Raw genomic sequence first — 16,842 nt, forward strand, 5'->3', positions numbered from 1 at the left:
CAGCCGGAACAATAAAAAATCTTGGTGTATTGCCTTCATTAACAATATGCCAGTTTCATGAAACTAGGAGAATGGAAATAATGAAACTATTCAAAAAAGCACTACTAGCTACGGCTGTATTTGGTGCAATGGGTGCACATGCTGCTGACGTATCTGATGCAGTTAAATTTACTTCAGCTGAAGGTTTTGCTGCTTCAGTTGCAGGTGGTCTTTCAGATGACCGTTCTGTACGTGTTATCGTTCGTGAAAAGCTAGAAGCTGGCGACAGAATCACACTTCAGTTTGGTAAAGGCTTTGGTGACAACATCACTGGTGTAGAAGCTTACACTGGTGGTGCACTTTCTTCAGGTCAAATCTCTATCAATAATGGTACTGCTGACTACACATTCACTGTTGACGCAGTTGCTAGTGACTTCGCTAAAGGTACAGTAGTACTTGAGCTAGACACTGGTTACACAGTTGAGCTTGATGAGTCTTTCGAAATCGTTGTTGCTGCAGATACATTCGAAGCTACTGCAACAGAAGCAAATTCAACAGTAACTTACTCTGCAGTTAGCTGGCAAGACGGTTCTGCTAAAGACACTAAAGGTGATAATACAGGTACTTTCCTTAAGTTCCGTAGTCAGTACTCTGCAACTGTTAAAACAGCGCTTGACGGTGTTATTGAGCGTAAAGACGGTGATAAGTTCATTTCAGGTTTCCCTGGTACAGCTGACGCAACTGATACATTAGTGCTTACACTTAAAGATGACACAACGCTTTTAGATGCAGTTACATCTGGTGCAGTAGCTACATTTAAATTAGCTGGTGACTTTAGTGATTTTGATCAAACAGTAGCGACTACTACTGATGTAGCATTCGCAGCTTCTGATGATACTATCGCACTTACAGCATTAACAGATTCTCTAGCAACCTTCACGGTAACAGACGCTGGTGCTGCTGGTATCGCTGGTGATATCACTGTAACATTAGACAATGCTACACGTATTGCTGCTTCAGAACGTATTAAAGCAACTTCATTCGCTCTAGCTGGTGATGTTAACTATGGTCTTCCTGCTACAACATCTGTTTTCTCAAATGCAGATGCAGGTAAATGGATTGTTGATGCAACTATCATCAATGTTCCTTACTTCCCAGTAGGTTACGAAGGTGTTTCAACTTCTGTACACTTCGCGAATGAAGGTTCTGCAGATGTTAACGTAATCATGACTGCTATCGATAACAGCGGTAAAGTATACGACGCTGTTGACATGGGTGATTTAGCTGCTGATACAGTAACTAAATACAAGCAAACTGATATCATGAAAGCATTCGGTATCACTTCAGCAACTAAGTTAAGCGTTACGTTTAACATTGATGCAACTGACGGTGTAGTTAATGCGTACGCATTCAGCAACGCTGGTACTGGTCGTCAATCACTAGTAACTTCACAACAAAAAGGTAAGTAATTAACATTACTTAATCTTTAGTGATAAAAACCCAGCTTAGGCTGGGTTTTTTATTTTTTAAGTACTGTTTAACACTTAAAATACAATCTAAACTTAAAATACAATCTAAAATGCCTTTCTGATTTTTTCCTATCATGCTTGCCCACAGACGCAGTTATTAATATGATGGCGACTTCGCAGTATGGTGTATATAAGCCTCTAAACTACCTTAAGGATAATGACACGATGTACAAAGCACTCTTATTTACCGCTTCTTTATTGGTTTCAGGTATGGTGGTTGCAAATGATAGCAATGACAGCGCATGTCAATTTGATATAGAGTTTTCATCAAAACCTAAAGAAAATAGTCAAACAGTGAACGCGTCTCCTTCCGTTACGATGGACATTAAACAGTTTGTTGCCACCAAAGTAGTCAAGAATGCAAAAATTGCGTCTAATGTAATGTGCCAACATTTGACGGGGCATGCCTTTACTGGCTCAGAAGGTGAGTTTGCTCAGTTTATTGATAACGCAATTCAAGGCCTTTTGAAAGCAGGTTTTAAAGACCTTAAATTTACTCGAGTAGGTGCAGATGACGCGACCTATAAAGATGACTTAACTCATCTAGAGTATATATTTACAGGTGATAAAGCGGGTAATAAGCAAGTGATTCATAACCTTGCTGTGATCGATAAGAAGAATAACCAAGTAATTACCATTTCTGTAAGTGGTAATGAAAAAGTCAGTGATGAAATTAAAAGCGAATACACTAAACTGGTAAATTCATTTAGCCTTTAATGCTTTTTTTGTAGACGATTTTAACTTTTCTAAAATCGTCTACTTCTCGCCTCTACTCTTCACCTCTACTCACCCTCACCTCTACATATGCTGATTTTAAAGCGTACTGTACTTGTCTTTTGCGCGTAGGTAGTTGTCGGTTTCAAATCGGCATAAATGCTGTATTTGTTGGTTGATGTGCGGTTCATTTAAATAATTTTGCAGTGTGTCTTTCACACTTTGCTTGCGCTTATCTAAATGGCTTTCGGTTGTATTATGACTGCCAATGTTAATCTGCTTACCTGTTAACGTGTGTATCTTAGAAGAAAACCCATCCAGATTATCTAAAAAACTCACCACGCTGTATTTTTCAAGGTTATCACTGAACTCACTTTGCATTGTTTTAGCATCATGCTCATCCCTAGCGAAGCGGCCAGCAATACACATACTGGTAACATTGGCCATTTGCCACCCCCTGCGGTGCTGCAAAATGGTGTCGACCTCTGCTGTGAGGTTATCGTAGTTTAAGTTGTTTGGTGCCATCATTGGCAATGAGTTGGTCAGTTTATTGTATAGGTAGTTCGACTTAAATCGGCTTACTGGCTCACGCAGCACAGTCACAAAGTGATACTGATTGGCAAATTGATTAAGCAATTGTTTGTTTGTTGTTACATGGCCACTTATATAGGGCCAGTCTTGTGCAAGGTGGTACGCAAGCAAGCCAGTTAATTGTTTAGCATGGTGATCGCTAAACTCACTAATACTATCTAAATCAGTAATTTCGCGGTTCATACCTGCTAGGCTCATGGCAATGGCACCTTCGCGGCTAAAGCGAGGTTGACCAGCAATCGCAAATTGCTCACGCATGGCTAAATCAATAGAAATACCTCCCGATTTAGGTACGTGTACAAAGCAGATTGGTTTTGCGTGGTTATGGCTGTTTTTAGCAATACGTCTAAAGGCAACGTCGTAACCAAGTCGGTTAATTATTTTTTTTACTGTGCTTTTCATACTGTACTTTTAAATCGTGAATGAGGTTTGTCAAAATTGGCACAGAGTGTAACACAGCTTGGTGCAATACTTTTGCGTACTCCCGAGTTTTTACGTTAATAAACAAAAAGCCATAGCTTGCAACCATATAAGCAATAATTGTTGCCCATGCAGCCCCTAACCCTTGGTATTTAGGTATGAGTAATAAGTTGAGTAAAATATTTACAACAGCCCCTAAAAGGTTAGAGAGCAGGCTGTATTTATAAAGTTTTTCAAGAATAAGCCATTTAGATAGCACTGCTCGCTGAAAAACAAACAAACTCGCAAAAATATGAACACTAAGAATAGCGGCACTGCTTGTGTATGCTGAGCCATAAATCAGTGCAATGATGTTGTCAGCAAGAAACCAAGTCGCTAAGCTTAAAATAACGGCAGAGCAAGTTAGCACCAGGATCAACCGCTGTAGTAACTGTTGATACAGGGTAGGGTGTTTAAAACGACAATGGCTAAGTTGTGTTGTATAAACATTGGCTATTAATACTGGAAACACATACCAAAATTCAGATAACTTAGCCGCTGCGGCATAGTAAGCCACTGCTTCTGTGTTAATGAGGTTAGCAAGCATTATCTGATCTATTTTTAAATAGATAACGGCTGCAACGCCTGAAAATAACAGCCATTTTCCTTTTTGATAAAGCGCAAGGTAAGTTTGCTTTTTGGGTTGTAGTTTATAAACCTGATGATGCTTTTGGCTGGTATACATAATGTAGTAACACGCGCCGATCAGTACGGTCTCAAGCCCTTGTAAAAAAATAAGCGTTGTTAAATCAGCTGCATTAATAATAGCGATGAGTTTTGCAATATTAATAAGTGTTATGGTTACTAGGCGTAGCTTTACCAACTGAGATACTTGCTTTTTAGCTATATAGAAAAACTCCAGCACATATAAAAATGTAAAACCTTGCATAGCGACTAACATGATTATTAGCCCTGCTTGCTGATGTTCTAAATTAAAGGCGTATAAGCACACTAAGGTAGTAATCGCTAACGAGACAATGGCACCTAATAAGCGAATAATTAAGGCAGACTTTATATAGTAGTGGCTGTTTGCAGGGTATTTTACGATGTATTTAGTAATAATATTATTAAGCCCCATGACTGCCAATGGGCTGAAAATGGCGGCAAATGAAACTATGTAAGAAAACTCGCCAAATAAGTCAGGGCCTGCTAGCCGTGCTAATAAAATATTGTTTATAAAGCCAAGGCCGAGTAGCACAACTTTTTCGATGATAAGCAGTAGTGAGTTTTTAACGTTTAAGCTCATTTTAGGTGTTTTATTGCCTATTTGAACGGGTAGTTTATCGTAAATCAAAGAAATTGCACGGAATGCTTGAATGACTATAGATTGCTGTATATTCTTACTCGCTTTGCGTTTTCATTCAGTTTGGGTTGCTTGTGTTAGTTGAAATTAAGGGTGTTCAATTTGTTAATAAGGGTGCGGAGTTGATGCTTGCATCGATTATTGCGCAGTTAAATAAAGCGTTACCAAATGCTGAAATTTGTTTAGTGCATAATGCTAACTCGCCTTATGTAAAACGAGCAAAAGTAGGCGCATACCAAAAGATCAACCTGTGCAAAAATATTCTTGACCTTAATTGGCTATTTTACTGTATTCCGTCTTCAATACGTCGTTATTTTAAAAATCGCTTTGGTATTGTAACTGAAGCGGATGTTGATGTGATTTTAGATGCGTCAGGTTTTAGTTATGGCGACCAATGGTCTGATCTCGTTTTAAGACAAGTGGCAAGTGTTGTTAAACGCACTCAGTCTCGCTCAAAGCATTATATTTTTATGCCGCAATCGTTAGGGCCTTTCTCGCGCGATGAAAATAAAAAGTATGCGAAGGTCGCGTTTTCTAATGCAAGCCTTGTGTTTGCAAGAGAACAGCCTTCGTATGAGCACATTGTAGAGCTTGTGGGTGAATCAACTAATATTAAGCAAGCCCCTGATTTCACGAATTTATTTGTACCAACAGCCAAGCCTGAATACGACATATATCAGGATCATGTTATTTTGATCCCTAACTCAAAAATGCTCAGTAAAAGAAATAAAAACACATGGTGGCGAGAAAACTATGTCACAACCTTGGCTCACTTGGCTAACCAAGCTCTTAAAAAAGGGGAGAAGGTGATTATTCTCAATCACAGTGGGGCAGATGACGCCCCCCTGTGCCATGAAATTAATCGCTTGCTAGACACGCCTTGCGAAGTGGTTGAGCCAGCAGATGCTGAGTCAGTCAAAGCATTAATTGCCAGAGGCAAAGTGATTATTTGCTCACGCTTTCACGGTTGTGTGAGTGCGCTTTCTCAGGCTATTCCATGTATTGCAACTGGCTGGAGCCACAAGTATCAAGAGCTTTTCAAAGAGTACGGCTCTGAGGAAACGCTGCTTCCTGCTAATGTTTCACCAGCTAGTTTAGATGCTTTACTCAATACGTGTTTGAACGAAAACACTGAAAGAAAGTCTCAGCTAGAAAATTATGCGATGAAGTATAAGCAGCAAAGTAAAGACATGTGGCAAACGCTGCTGTCTACCATACAGTAACTGTTTTTTGGCTCACTATTAAAAGTTGCGCTAACTGACAGGGGGAAGTCAGCTTTAATTCAGTTCTTAATTGTATGATTACATGTTAGTAACGAAGTTTTACAGTTTGTTTTTATGTTTGCTTGTAAGGTGATTGTAATTCTTATATTATTTTCGGCCTTTGTCTCGGTTGTAACTGTAAAGGGTACGATTTATATGTGTGGGTTAAAGTTTAGTTTTTAGTTTTATAGCTTATAGGTACTAATCGGTAGCTAAAGTTAGGTTTTTAGTAAAACAAGGGTTACAGCTGTTAAAACGTTTATGTCTTTTTATTTGTAATCATCTATAATGATAGGCGTTTTGATGATGTTTCGGGGTACTTCATGTTGATTAAGGTTTATTTTCTGTGATTTTAACAACTATTGCACTTTTTATGTGCTCGTTTTTGAGCCTTTTTGTATTTCGAAAATTTGCCATTTATATAAATCTTGTTGATCAGCCAAATATGCGTAAACATCATAACGGCCCTGTCCCTCTAGTGGGTGGTTTGGCTGTTTTTGTTGTTGTATTCAGTTATTTAGTTATCTACCCCGATTCAATCTCTTCCACTTTTATTTATTTGTTTTGCGCCAGTATATTATTAGTCATAGGTGTTTTTGACGACTTATACGATATTAGTTTCCGATTAAGGTTATTAGTACAAGCGTTTATTTCAACCATGATGATGGTGTTTGGCGAATTGGTTTTTACCAATGCAGGGCAAATCGTCGGTGGCTTTGATTTAGAGTTGTCGTATTTTAGTTATCTCGTTACCGTTGTTGTGGTAGTGGGGGCGATTAATGCCTACAACATGGTTGATGGAATCGATGGTTTATTAGGCGCATTAGCGACCATTACGTTTGCTTCGCTCGGTCTGTTATTTTATTTTAATGGTCAAGTCCAGCTAGCTGTATTTTGTATGGTTGTAGTTGCAGCGACGATTCCTTATATATTAATGAATTTAGGTATTCCTTTAGGTCAGCGCTTTAAGATATTTATGGGCGACGCTGGCAGCACGGTGATAGGTTTTAGTGTTGTTTGGCTTTTACTCGAAGGTTCACAGTCAGGTAATGCAGCCTTTAATCCTGTAACAGGGCTATGGGTGGCGGCTATTCCAATTATGGATGCAATTTCTACTATTATTCGTAGAATCAAAAAAGGTCAGTCTCCATTTAAGCCAGACCGAGAGCACTTACACCATATTCTGCAAAGATTAGGGGTTGGCCCTAAGATGACCTTGTTTGTTATTTCTATGCTAGGTTGTTGTTTTGCGTTAGTGGGTATTTTAGCCCAGTTAAATGCTGTTCCTGACTACTACATGTTTTACGGCTTTATTTTCTGTTTAATCGTATATCATCAAGTTATGGTTAACATATGGCGATTAACAGTACGTGCTCGCCGATTTTTTGGTGTTTCAAAAAAGCAGCCAGAGGGAAAGGCTCATAAAGTTAAGCAATAGCTTTGTTATTGCTTCTGTATTAGTGAACAACCTAGGTAATGCTAAGTAAATTAATTAGGCAGACTGGAACGCTGATCAGCGGAAATTTATCTGCGTCTGTCCTGAACTTCTTCTCAGTCGCCCTCTCGTTGAAAGCATTAGGTGTTGAGTCCTTTGGAGAGGTGACTCTACTTCAAGCTTACATATTGGTTTTAAGTTTGTGTTTTAATCCGCAAGCATGGCAAGGTGTGATTCGCTACTTTTATCTTGAAAAAGATAAAGCATCTCTTATTGTGTTAACCCTCAAGTATGATCTGATATGTGCCCTCATCGGGACTCTAATTGCGATATGCTTTGCACAAACCTACGCAGAGAGCTTCAATTTGCAGCATCACACTGAATTATTACAGTGGTGCTCAGTATATATCCTACTTAATCAAACTAGTGTTGCTATAGGTGTTTTGCGTTATCAGGAACGCTACAACGTTTTGGCGATGCAGGCAATCGTTAGCGCCGTGTTGTTTTTTCTGTGCGCATTATTAGGGTACTGGAAAAACTTTGGTGTCGGTTTTTTTGTAACGGCGTACCTTCTGACTTTAGGTGTGGGGGTTATTTATATACAATGCCACAGCAGTCGGTATGTTGCTTCATTGATAAAAAGCCAGAGTGATTGCAACTTGCTGTCTAATGATAAGAAAAAAGAATTTAGCCGTTTTAATTTGACTGTACACATGACCTCGCTGGCCGATATCCCAGTCAAGCAATTAGACAATATTTTAGTGGGTGCTGTGGTCTCCGTCGGTGCCGCTGGTGCTTATCGTGTTATTAAGCAAATAGCTACTATCTCAACAAGGTTAACCAGTCCTTTAAATCAGGTTTTATACCCAGAGATTAATGTCTATTTAGCCGAAAAAGCGTATGACAAAGTCGAAAAGATAATGTCAAAAATAGTGCTGTTACTATTGTTACTTTCCCTTGCATTTGTTGCTGTTGCAAGTATGACATTTGATTACTGGGTTGTGGCTCTTTTTTCAGCAGAGTTGTTGGTTTACAAGTGGCATATTGTGGTATTTATGATTGTTCATGCAGTATCCGCTGCATTGACTCCGATACATCCTGTTTTTCTGGCTTTAGGTTATGTTAAGAGTTTATTACTGATTACGCTTTTTTCTAATCTGGTTTTATGTTTAGGGATCCTAGTTCTAGGGGCGAAAATTGAACTTTGGGGAGTGCTTATAGCAATCTTTGCTCAATATTTTTTGACTATAGCATGCAAGCTCCCTGTAATTTTAAGTAGATTAAGAAAGGAAAAGAATGAGGGTTCTACATTACATACCTAACTTTTCAATGAGCACGGAAACATTTATTTATGATCAAGTTACAGCGTTGGAAAAAGAAGGGATAGAATCTGCGGTAGTGACCGCTAAAAGAGTCAATGAACAAAGCCGTCCTTTTGAACTTGTCTACTTGTGCCCAATTAAAATGGTTATTAATGAGCGCTTTACACAGGCATTTGCCCTAAGGCTACAGTTGCTGCCATATATGATTGACTACAAATATTGGCAAAAGGTGATTGATGAGTTTAAGCCAGATGTTGTTCATTGCCACACTGGTAATGGGGTGAAGACATGGATGCACGTAAGCGAAAAACTCAACCTCAAAATACCCACATTGGCATCATTGCATGGCTCTGATGTAAATAGTGAACCTTTAATTAGGGCTAAATACAGGGCTGTACTTAAAAAAGCAGGTAGCAAAGATTTTATAAAGTGGACTGTTCCTTCTGAATTTTTAAAACGTAAAACAGTCGAAAATCTGGATGTTCCGAGTGAAAAAATTACAGTTGTGCATAACTCTTTTAATTCTATGTTTCTGTCAACAAAGCAGGAAAAGAGTTTTGATACTTTGAATATTGTCTCGGTTGGACGCTTAATTAATTGTAAAGGTCATGAGTTTTTGATTCGTGCATTGGCTGTTTTACATAAAGACTACCCTAATGCGACCCTCACCCTGATTGGTGGCGGTGAGCTTAAAGAGCATTTACAGGGCTTAACTGACCAGTTAGCTTTAACTAAACATGTGAACTTTATCGATATGGTGAGTCATCAAGCATTACCAGAGCTGCTTTCATCGTATAATATTTATGCGCAGCCATCGATTCGAGATGATGTTACATTTCAAGAAGAATCTTTTGGTGTCGCTGCACTAGAGGCAATGGCTTCGGGTTTAGCAACGGTAGTTTCTGAATGCGGTGGTTTGACTGAGCTGGCATCATTAGTTGATACATCCGCAGTGAAAGTGGTGCCTCAAAGAGACCCTGAGTCATTGGCAGGGGCAATAGCTGAGTTATATAAAAATGAAGCGAGTTTAACCCTTGCGCAAAGACATAAATTAGCTGAGCTATTTTCAATAGACATGAATACAGCAAGTATTAAAAGACTTTACAGCGAGTTAACTCAGTAGTTCAGAACGTTAAGCCGTACTTTTCAAAAAAGTACGGAGTTACTTTTTTAGGAGCTTACTTGTTAACTCATCCGCGAGGAAAAAAGACTCTTTGCTGTAGGGAACAGGCTCATACGCGATGATGCCTTCTATATGACTCTCTATATGATTTACATCATGGCAAACCAAAGCATAGTTGTTTCTTTCGATATATAAGGCTAAATCTGATTGGTGTTTATCGACTCTGTCAAAATTTGGCACGACAATCATTTTTTTGTTGAGCTCCAATAGTTCAAAAACAGTGCCAGCCCCCGCGTGTGTAATAACAATATCTGCATCGGCAAGCACGCTTGAAAACTCATTTGAACGAGCGAAAGAGTTGCCATTTTGAGGCTTGTATTCTCCTGTGCCTATCTGAAAAGTAAATGAGAACGCCTTCAATTTTGTAGCGGCTTGGTCTACCGCACGAATTAAAGAATCAAAAGATGATGAGCCTACAGTGACAAGGATTTTCATAAGCGTCCACAATATTTTGCATTTTTATAGAGGGTAAGCTGCTCTTTATTTTGCACCCAAAATTCACTGCATATTTTCGACATCCATTTACCAGTGAAAGAGCGTGTATAAAAGCGACAAAACGTCTCGATGAAAATGACGTTTTTACCCATGGCTCTGAGAATGATAGAAGGAATAATAGCCATGCCAGGTCCGGTTGAAACGATCCCCGTCACTTGGTACTTATGACAAATCTTTAGCGTAATAACGGTTGACCGAAATAGCCCAAGCATTGCCATTAACAATGATTTTAAACGGTTCTCTTTGTGACGAACATCACCTAGTTTGAAATGTGTTACTTGTGAACATAGTGGAGATGGCCCTAAAGATATAAACTTAAGTTCTGATTCTTTAATATGTTTATATAGTAAACTCATCTCTTTTTTGTGCCCACCTTCCCCATATGCGAGAATAACGACTGGTTGTTTTGACATGCTTATTGATTTCTATTTGATCTTAGGTTCATTTTTGTAATCGGTTCTTATGGCTATAAAGTCGGGGACAAAAGATAAGAAACACATATGCTTTATGATAACGAATTCAAAAAACATTTCCTAGCAGCAATTACTTAACGCTAGTTTTATGAGCATTTTTAAGTGAAATATTCGCGGGCGTAACTAAAGTTTTTAAATCTATTTTAATCATACCTTCATTTGCTATAATGCCTGACTTTTAGTAGTCAGTTGGTTGAGAAACTCCATGGAAAGTAAAGGTATAAACTTAACATTTTCTAGGTTAATGAAGTATAAATGGGTAGTTGTAATCGGTACTCTACTTTCGGCAGCATTGTCTGTATATATTGCTATGCAGCAACCAAATAAATACACAGCAAAAGTCTACTTGGTTCCATCTAATGCCAAGGAAGGGGGCGGCCTTAATAAATTAGCTGGTCAATTTGGTGGTCTTGCAAGTATGGCAGGGATATCGCTTGGTGGTTCTGAGGCTGACGAAGTTGAAACCGCAATTGAATTTATGCGAAGCAGAGGCTTTATTCAACCGTTTATAGAAAAAAGGAACTTATTACCAGAGTTACTTGCTCTAAAGGGGTGGGACCAAAGTACTGATACCTATATTTATAATCCTGAAGTTTACGATGCTGAGCAAAAAAAATGGGTAAGAACTCCGCCTCCTGGTAAAGATGTTGAGCCTTCGCCGTGGGATGGTTATATTCCTCTATTAGGCAGCTTCGATATACTTTATATGAAAAAAAAGGGCGTCGTTCAGCTAGAGGTGACAGCGCTTTCACCAGAGTTATCGGTTAATATTACCAATTGGTTAATTGAAGATATTAATGCCTTTTGGCGTGACAAAGACCGCAATGAAGCTGAAGAGGCTATTAATTACCTACAAGAGAAAGCTGCGGAAACTAATGTCGCTGAGTTGCGCTCTCTATTCTACGAACTTATTGCGGACCAAACTCGCTCAAAGTTATTGTCTACCGTCGGTGACTTTCATCTAGTAAAACCTTTATCTCCGGTTATTTATCCTGAACAAAAATCAGGCCCTTCTCGCGCTCTTATCTGCTTAGGAATAACATTTTTTGGAGGCCTTGTTTCTCTAATTGTTGCATTTATTCTTGCGTTAAGAAAAAAGGCTTAAAAGCAATGACTACAGAACATGTTAAGCCTTGTGTGTTGCTCACGAGTAATCAATATAAGCCTAATATTGGTGGCATTGAGAACTCGCTTTATCACTTAGCACAAGAATACCTTCTGCTGGGCTATGAAGTTGTTATTGTAGCCAGTGACCTCAACCCTGAGAATAAAGAATTACCCGAAGTCGAGATAGAAGAGGGTGTGACTATTTATCGCTACCGTTTCGGACGCAGTAGAGGTTTAGGGCGAGTGCTAAAGCAGACTTATAATGCAGTTAAGCTTTATAAAAAAGTTTTGCAGCGTCACTCTCCGGTATTAACTATTTGTCGTTTTCACTTTAATGTTCTGTATTTAAAAGCCTTAAAATATAAAAATATTGTTTATTTAGTGCCAGGGGTTGTCGCTAACGAAACAAAAGCCAGCTACAGGGCTAATGATAATAAGCTACTAAAGCTAAAAGGGCACTTATCATTTTTTTTGCATAAAACTGTGCAACGTATGGCATTTAATAGCGCTGATAAATTATTTGTTTTCAGCGAAAACATGCAGCAGCAAATCCGAAATATTAACCGCTCTAAAGCAATGAGTATTTGTAAGCCTGGCGTTAGTTTGTCTCGCTTTAGTTTGGCGACACAAACTGAAAAATCTCAGCTAAAAAAAGAACTAGGTTTACCAGAGCAAAGCAAGGCTTTTTTATGTATAGGACGCTTTGTGAAAGCAAAGGGGTTTGATACTGCGATCGAAGCTTTAAAGCTTTTAAACGACAACAATGCCTCGCTCTGGCTACTAGGTGAAGGTGCTGAAGAGGCTGAATTACGCGCACTTTCTGAACGGTTAAATGTTAGTGGTAGAGTGATCTTTTTAGGTCGTCAAAGCTGCCCTGAACACTATTATAAAGCAGCTGACTTTTTCATTATGTCTTCAACATATGAGCCCTTAGGACAAACCATTTTAGAAGCGTTATCGTCAGGTTTGCCTATTATAGGTGCAAAATCGAGCGACAAGGTAGTCACTGCGACGAGTGAGATTTTGGAGCCTTCAAACAATATATTGGTCGATGAGTATTCTGCCTCTGCTTTTGCCAGAGGAATGACGAGCTTAATGGCTTTACCTGAGACGCAGTATACTCAGTTACAATATGAAAATAGAGAACTTGCAGAGCAAAAATTTAGCTGGCGTGTGCTTGCTAAGGAGTTAGCAGGTGATTTCTAAATTATTCTATTATTTATTAAAAGTTATTAGTCGAGTCATTAGTTCTGATAAATTACAGACTAAAATTGACAGCTTAGGCTATGCATTGAGTATCCAAAAGTACACCAGACAAGGTGCTCAGATTGGAGAAAATACACTTATTATTGATACTAAACTCTCGTCTTCATCTAAAGGAGACCGTTTTTATATCGGTAAAGATTGCACTATTACTGGAGCTACGCTTTTAGGTCACGATGCTTCTCCTACATTGTTTTTAAAGGAACTGGTGGTTCACAAAGATAGCTATAGGAAAGGATCCCGGCGCTCTTATCGAAAAGCAATTACCATCGGCGATAATGTTTTCATCGGCTGGGGGAGCATTATTTTACCTGGGGTCACTATTGGAAGTAACACTATCATTGGTGCAGGAAGTGTTGTCACAAAAGATATTCCTGATGGAGTGGTTGCGGCTGGAAACCCTGCTAAAGTTGTCAAGTCTACAGACGACTACGTTACAGCTTATAGAGAAACCCTTAAAAAAGAGCCCGGTAATTTCTGATGTTAAAGCTCTTTTTTTCTAACGATGACGGGCCTTCATATGCGGACAAGCTATGCGTATTTATGATGAGTCTTTATCTACTTGCTGATGTTGCTTCTGGATTCACTGTTCTTCAGTTAGGGATGGATTTAAAGCTGTCACTGTTATACAAATTACCATTAACTGGATTGGTACTGCTACTCGTACTGAAGCTTGATCCAAGGTATTTTATTTTCTTATGCCTTTTATTAGCGATACTGCTCATGGGGCCGGTACTTCAACTTCTCTCAGAAGCTGATACTTTCTTTTTTATCAGTGACTTCTCAAACGTGTATAAAATCCTCATGCCAATGTCTATTTTTATTTATTTTGGCTTGTTGGCTGCGCGTTGGGATTTGTTTACTAGAAAATGGCTTGAAAGAATATTAATTAGTAATTTTGCTATCCTGTGTTTTAACTTATTTTTAGGGGCGCTAGGTTTTGGTCGCTCAAGTTATCAATTAAGAGATGGTGAAACGGCAGGTTCTAATGGTTTTATATATGCGGCAAATGAATTAGGTGCGACCATGGTCGTGCTTTTCTCTTTCATGCTTCATATGTGTTGGAACTATAAGCGTAAGTGGTACATCCTGTTTTCTTTATTTACTGTGCTTTGTGGCTTACTTGTCGCCACTAAAACTGCCATGCTCGCTGCTGTAAGTCTTGTGTTTATAGTACCTATTCTCAATGAAAGAGAGAGGCTATTTAAAATGACGAAGCTGAAATTATATATTCTTGTACCTATGTTCTGTGCTATAGCGGTCATTGTATATGTAATTAACGATTTACTCATGGCTTTAGGCTTGTACGACAGACTTATGTGGGTACTGAGCCAAAAAGGAGTTTTAGGAATAATTCTATCTGGCAGAGATGAATTTGCAAAAGAGCTATTAGTTGTTTACGTCAATTACCTAGAATTCTGGCAGCAACTTGTAGGTGTCGGAACTGCGGGAATCGCTGAGTTTATCCCTATAAAGTACTCTGCTGAAATTGATGCGATTGATGTATTAGTTTACTTTGGATTCACTGGTTTATTTGTATGTTTTTCCTTCTACTTTTTTACCTTTATTAAAGCCTTAAAGCAATGTGTTAGGCCTGAATCTATTTATAGTCCTGCGGTGTTAGCTGGTACTCTTATCCTGCTATTTTTATCGCAGTTGAGTGGTCATGTTTGGATTTCTGGCACGTTAGGCATTTCACTCGGTTGTTTTGTATCGTTATTGTGGGTAGACACGGAAAGTAGGAGTAGCTCATGACAATATGTCAACCTCTCGTGAGTGTTTGGATACCAACCTACAACCGACTTCCACTTCTCAAAAGAGCTGTTGAGTCGGTAAAAAAGCAAACTTATAAAAACATAGAAATATTTATCGTTGATAATGGCTCTACAGACGGGACCGTTGAGTATTTAAAGCAGCTAGCTGGCGAAAATGAAAATATCCGCTTTCATAGCTTTGCTAAAAATGAGGGCGCATGTCGTGCTCGCAACTATGCAATTCAACATTCTCAAGGTGAGTATGCGACTGGCCTTGATGATGATGATGAGTTTTTACCAACCAGAATTGCAGACTTAGTTGAGGCATTTGAAGACAAATATGCCTTTGTTTGCAGTGGCTATATTTGGGATTACGGTCAAACTCAACGACCTATCTTAAATTCAGATATGATCATTGATATAGACGCTCAGCTAAACTTCAACCAAGCGTCTAATCAAGTTCTTACTAAGAGAGCACGCTTGATAGAGGCAGGGTTATTTGATGAGTCTGTTGTATCATCTCAGGATTGGGAACTGTGGACTCGAATGATTTTGACATTTGGTGCTGCGAAACGAATAAGTACTCCTTCATATATAGTGCATACTGCTCATGACAAACCCAGAATTACGGATAATCAAAAGAATCGCTCTGTAGGGTTTCAACAATTTTACGATCGGTACAGTCATTTAATGTCAAAAAGAAACAAAAAGTGTTTTGATTTTTTGGTTTATTACAGTAGCGGTCAAAAGGTAAGCCTGCTAACTGTATTTAAATATTTTACGCCCCCTATTGCTGGGAAATTACTGAGAGCATGGTTAGCTTCGTTATTTCCTGGACTTGCTAAAAAGAGATTAGAGCGCTTTAGAAAGGTTCAAAAATGAGTAAGATTTGTTTTATTGCAAACCTTTTCCCATCAAAAAAAGATCCCTCATTTGGAAGTTTTGTAGGTAAAAATTATCAACAGCTTCAAACACAAGGGAATCATATTGTAAGTAAGGTCGTTATTGATTATCGTGCTTCAGGTTTTGCAAAGCTTATTTGCTATATAAAATTTATTGCAAGCGGGATGTATGCAATAAGTAAGCGGAATTATGACTTCATTTACTTTCATTATTTAACATATTCGACCCTTTGCCTTATCCCTTTTCTATTGGTTGGAAGGCCGAAGTATGTAGTAAATATTCATGGCGATGATCTTGTTGGTAATACAACTATCCATAAGGTGATGGGGTTCGCGTCTAAATTAATATTAAAAAAAAGCACAGCAGTCGTTGTTCCATCCTCCTATTTCGAAGATAAACTTCTTGAGCTACATCCTTGGTATGATAAGGAGAAAATTATTGTATCTCCGTCTGGTGGTGTGGATTTTGATATATTTAAACCAACCATAAGCCCTTCACCATCCTTTTTCACTTTAGGGTATGTCTCTCGAATAGATGAAGGGAAAGGGTGGCAAGAATTGCTAGAAGCCTTAGTGTTAATTAGGCAGTCTCATCCTCATTTGATCAGTAAACTAAGATTGAATATCTATGGCACCGGCGCAGAGGTTGACGAACTAGTAAACACAATAGCCAACAGTGACTTATCTTCATTAGTTACATACTATGGTGCATTAGAACCAAATCAATTAGTTGATAAGTATAGTGAAATGGATGCTTTTATTTTTCCAACTCACAGAGAAAGTTTTGGTTTAGTGGCCGTAGAAGCTCTTGCATGTGGAACTCCCGTTTTAGCATCTAACATAAGCCCAGTGAATGATATAGTCCTACCTGGTAAAAACGGTTTACTGTTTGATGTAAAAGATAAAAACTCTATTGCCGATACAATCGTCGAATTACTAGAAATGGCACCTCAAGACTATGAATTACTGAGCTCATTTGCTCGTCAATCGGTATGTAACTATCGTTCAACTGAAGTCGCGCAGCATTTAGAAAATGAACTCAAAAAGCGATTATTACCCTAGGAAAGTTTA

16 protein-coding genes are annotated in these 16,842 nt (G+C 38.6%); 12 read left to right on the forward strand and 4 right to left on the reverse strand.

Annotated elements, in window-relative coordinates:
- Nucleotides 1-80 precede the first annotated feature (80 nt).
- Nucleotides 81-1,448, forward strand: coding sequence for a hypothetical protein (locus tag L3Q70_RS01725; RefSeq protein ID WP_237114749.1), 1,368 nt, complete (start codon nucleotides 81-83; stop codon nucleotides 1,446-1,448).
- 225 nt (nucleotides 1,449-1,673) lie between these two features.
- The gene (locus tag L3Q70_RS01730; RefSeq protein WP_193988215.1) at nucleotides 1,674-2,225 is read left to right on the forward strand and encodes a hypothetical protein; all 552 of its coding nucleotides are present in this window, start codon (nucleotides 1,674-1,676) and stop codon (nucleotides 2,223-2,225) included.
- 96 nt (nucleotides 2,226-2,321) lie between these two features.
- On the opposite strand, the gene L3Q70_RS01735 is transcribed toward L3Q70_RS01730, so the two are convergent.
- Nucleotides 2,322-3,215, reverse strand: coding sequence for a sulfotransferase family 2 domain-containing protein (locus L3Q70_RS01735; protein ID WP_237114750.1), 894 nt, complete (start codon nucleotides 3,213-3,215; stop codon nucleotides 2,322-2,324).
- Nucleotides 3,187-4,518, reverse strand: coding sequence for a flippase (locus L3Q70_RS01740; protein WP_237114751.1), 1,332 nt, complete (start codon nucleotides 4,516-4,518; stop codon nucleotides 3,187-3,189). The genes L3Q70_RS01735 and L3Q70_RS01740 overlap by 29 nt, the downstream gene beginning before the upstream one ends.
- 131 nt (nucleotides 4,519-4,649) lie before the next feature.
- On the opposite strand from L3Q70_RS01740, the gene L3Q70_RS01745 reads away from it, so the two are divergent.
- From L3Q70_RS01745 to L3Q70_RS01760, 4 genes are all read left to right on the forward strand, one after another.
- Nucleotides 4,650-5,798 carry a polysaccharide pyruvyl transferase family protein gene (locus L3Q70_RS01745; RefSeq protein ID WP_267145284.1) on the forward strand — a complete coding sequence of 383 codons (1,149 nt, stop codon included), beginning with the start codon at nucleotides 4,650-4,652 and terminating at the stop codon, nucleotides 5,796-5,798.
- Between the two features lie 385 nt (nucleotides 5,799-6,183).
- Nucleotides 6,184-7,275, forward strand: a complete 1,092-nt coding sequence (gene wecA, locus L3Q70_RS01750) for a UDP-N-acetylglucosamine--undecaprenyl-phosphate N-acetylglucosaminephosphotransferase (RefSeq protein ID WP_267145285.1) — start codon at nucleotides 6,184-6,186, stop codon at nucleotides 7,273-7,275.
- 38 nt (nucleotides 7,276-7,313) lie between these two features.
- The gene (locus L3Q70_RS01755) at nucleotides 7,314-8,594 is read left to right on the forward strand and encodes a lipopolysaccharide biosynthesis protein (protein ID WP_237114753.1); all 1,281 of its coding nucleotides are present in this window, start codon (nucleotides 7,314-7,316) and stop codon (nucleotides 8,592-8,594) included.
- Complete coding sequence (locus L3Q70_RS01760) at nucleotides 8,569-9,717, forward strand: glycosyltransferase family 4 protein (RefSeq protein ID WP_237114754.1); 1,149 nt, start codon at nucleotides 8,569-8,571, stop codon at nucleotides 9,715-9,717. The genes L3Q70_RS01755 and L3Q70_RS01760 overlap by 26 nt, the downstream gene beginning before the upstream one ends.
- Before the next feature lie 39 nt (nucleotides 9,718-9,756).
- Here L3Q70_RS01760 and pssE read toward each other — a convergent pair whose 3' ends face one another.
- Nucleotides 9,757-10,212, reverse strand: a complete 456-nt coding sequence (pssE, locus tag L3Q70_RS01765) for a PssE/Cps14G family polysaccharide biosynthesis glycosyltransferase (RefSeq protein WP_237114755.1) — start codon at nucleotides 10,210-10,212, stop codon at nucleotides 9,757-9,759.
- The gene (pssD, locus tag L3Q70_RS01770; RefSeq protein ID WP_193988223.1) at nucleotides 10,209-10,685 is read right to left on the reverse strand and encodes a PssD/Cps14F family polysaccharide biosynthesis glycosyltransferase; all 477 of its coding nucleotides are present in this window, start codon (nucleotides 10,683-10,685) and stop codon (nucleotides 10,209-10,211) included. Before pssD ends, pssE begins: the two co-directional genes overlap by 4 nt.
- A 304-nt stretch (nucleotides 10,686-10,989) precedes the next feature.
- On the opposite strand from pssD, the gene L3Q70_RS01775 reads away from it, so the two are divergent.
- The 6 genes from L3Q70_RS01775 to L3Q70_RS01800 are packed head-to-tail and all read left to right on the forward strand — an operon-like array spanning nucleotide 10,990 to nucleotide 16,833.
- The gene (locus L3Q70_RS01775) at nucleotides 10,990-11,850 is read left to right on the forward strand and encodes an LPS O-antigen length regulator (RefSeq protein ID WP_237114756.1); all 861 of its coding nucleotides are present in this window, start codon (nucleotides 10,990-10,992) and stop codon (nucleotides 11,848-11,850) included.
- 5 nt (nucleotides 11,851-11,855) lie between these two features.
- Nucleotides 11,856-13,058, forward strand: coding sequence for a glycosyltransferase family 4 protein (locus tag L3Q70_RS01780; RefSeq protein ID WP_237114757.1), 1,203 nt, complete (start codon nucleotides 11,856-11,858; stop codon nucleotides 13,056-13,058).
- Entirely contained in the window at nucleotides 13,048-13,596 is a 549-nt protein-coding gene (locus L3Q70_RS20375; RefSeq protein ID WP_193988226.1) for a DapH/DapD/GlmU-related protein, read from the forward strand. Before L3Q70_RS01780 ends, L3Q70_RS20375 begins: the two co-directional genes overlap by 11 nt.
- Nucleotides 13,596-14,870 (forward strand): O-antigen ligase family protein, encoded by a 1,275-nt coding sequence (locus L3Q70_RS01790; RefSeq protein ID WP_193988227.1) that lies wholly within the window; start codon nucleotides 13,596-13,598, stop codon nucleotides 14,868-14,870. Before L3Q70_RS20375 ends, L3Q70_RS01790 begins: the two co-directional genes overlap by 1 nt.
- A complete protein-coding gene (locus L3Q70_RS01795) occupies nucleotides 14,867-15,751 on the forward strand; it encodes a glycosyltransferase family 2 protein (protein ID WP_193988228.1) in 885 nt (294 codons plus the stop codon). The genes L3Q70_RS01790 and L3Q70_RS01795 overlap by 4 nt, the downstream gene beginning before the upstream one ends.
- Complete coding sequence (locus L3Q70_RS01800) at nucleotides 15,748-16,833, forward strand: glycosyltransferase family 4 protein (protein WP_193988229.1); 1,086 nt, start codon at nucleotides 15,748-15,750, stop codon at nucleotides 16,831-16,833. Before L3Q70_RS01795 ends, L3Q70_RS01800 begins: the two co-directional genes overlap by 4 nt.
- The last annotated feature ends 9 nt before the right edge of the window (nucleotides 16,834-16,842 follow it).

Source organism: Pseudoalteromonas sp. CF6-2 (genome assembly GCF_021729425.1).
GTDB classification, from domain to species: domain Bacteria; phylum Pseudomonadota; class Gammaproteobacteria; order Enterobacterales; family Alteromonadaceae; genus Pseudoalteromonas; species Pseudoalteromonas arabiensis.

Bases quoted from the DNA above. Each gene is read 5' to 3' on its own strand.
- L3Q70_RS01725 (WP_237114749.1), top strand. From the start codon at position 81: ATGAAACTATTCAAAAAAGCACTACTAGCTACGGCTGTATTTGGTGCA.
- L3Q70_RS01730 (WP_193988215.1), top strand. From the start codon at position 1,674: ATGTACAAAGCACTCTTATTTACCGCTTCTTTATTGGTTTCAGGTATG.
- L3Q70_RS01735 (WP_237114750.1), bottom strand. From the start codon at position 3,215: ATGAAAAGCACAGTAAAAAAAATAATTAACCGACTTGGTTACGACGTT.
- L3Q70_RS01740 (WP_237114751.1), bottom strand. From the start codon at position 4,518: ATGAGCTTAAACGTTAAAAACTCACTACTGCTTATCATCGAAAAAGTT.
- L3Q70_RS01755 (WP_237114753.1), top strand. From the start codon at position 7,314: ATGCTAAGTAAATTAATTAGGCAGACTGGAACGCTGATCAGCGGAAAT.
- L3Q70_RS01760 (WP_237114754.1), top strand. From the start codon at position 8,569: ATGAGGGTTCTACATTACATACCTAACTTTTCAATGAGCACGGAAACA.
- pssE (WP_237114755.1), bottom strand. From the start codon at position 10,212: ATGAAAATCCTTGTCACTGTAGGCTCATCATCTTTTGATTCTTTAATT.
- pssD (WP_193988223.1), bottom strand. From the start codon at position 10,685: ATGTCAAAACAACCAGTCGTTATTCTCGCATATGGGGAAGGTGGGCAC.
- L3Q70_RS01775 (WP_237114756.1), top strand. From the start codon at position 10,990: ATGAAGTATAAATGGGTAGTTGTAATCGGTACTCTACTTTCGGCAGCA.
- L3Q70_RS01780 (WP_237114757.1), top strand. From the start codon at position 11,856: ATGACTACAGAACATGTTAAGCCTTGTGTGTTGCTCACGAGTAATCAA.
- L3Q70_RS01790 (WP_193988227.1), top strand. From the start codon at position 13,596: ATGTTAAAGCTCTTTTTTTCTAACGATGACGGGCCTTCATATGCGGAC.
- L3Q70_RS01795 (WP_193988228.1), top strand. From the start codon at position 14,867: ATGACAATATGTCAACCTCTCGTGAGTGTTTGGATACCAACCTACAAC.
- L3Q70_RS01800 (WP_193988229.1), top strand. From the start codon at position 15,748: ATGAGTAAGATTTGTTTTATTGCAAACCTTTTCCCATCAAAAAAAGAT.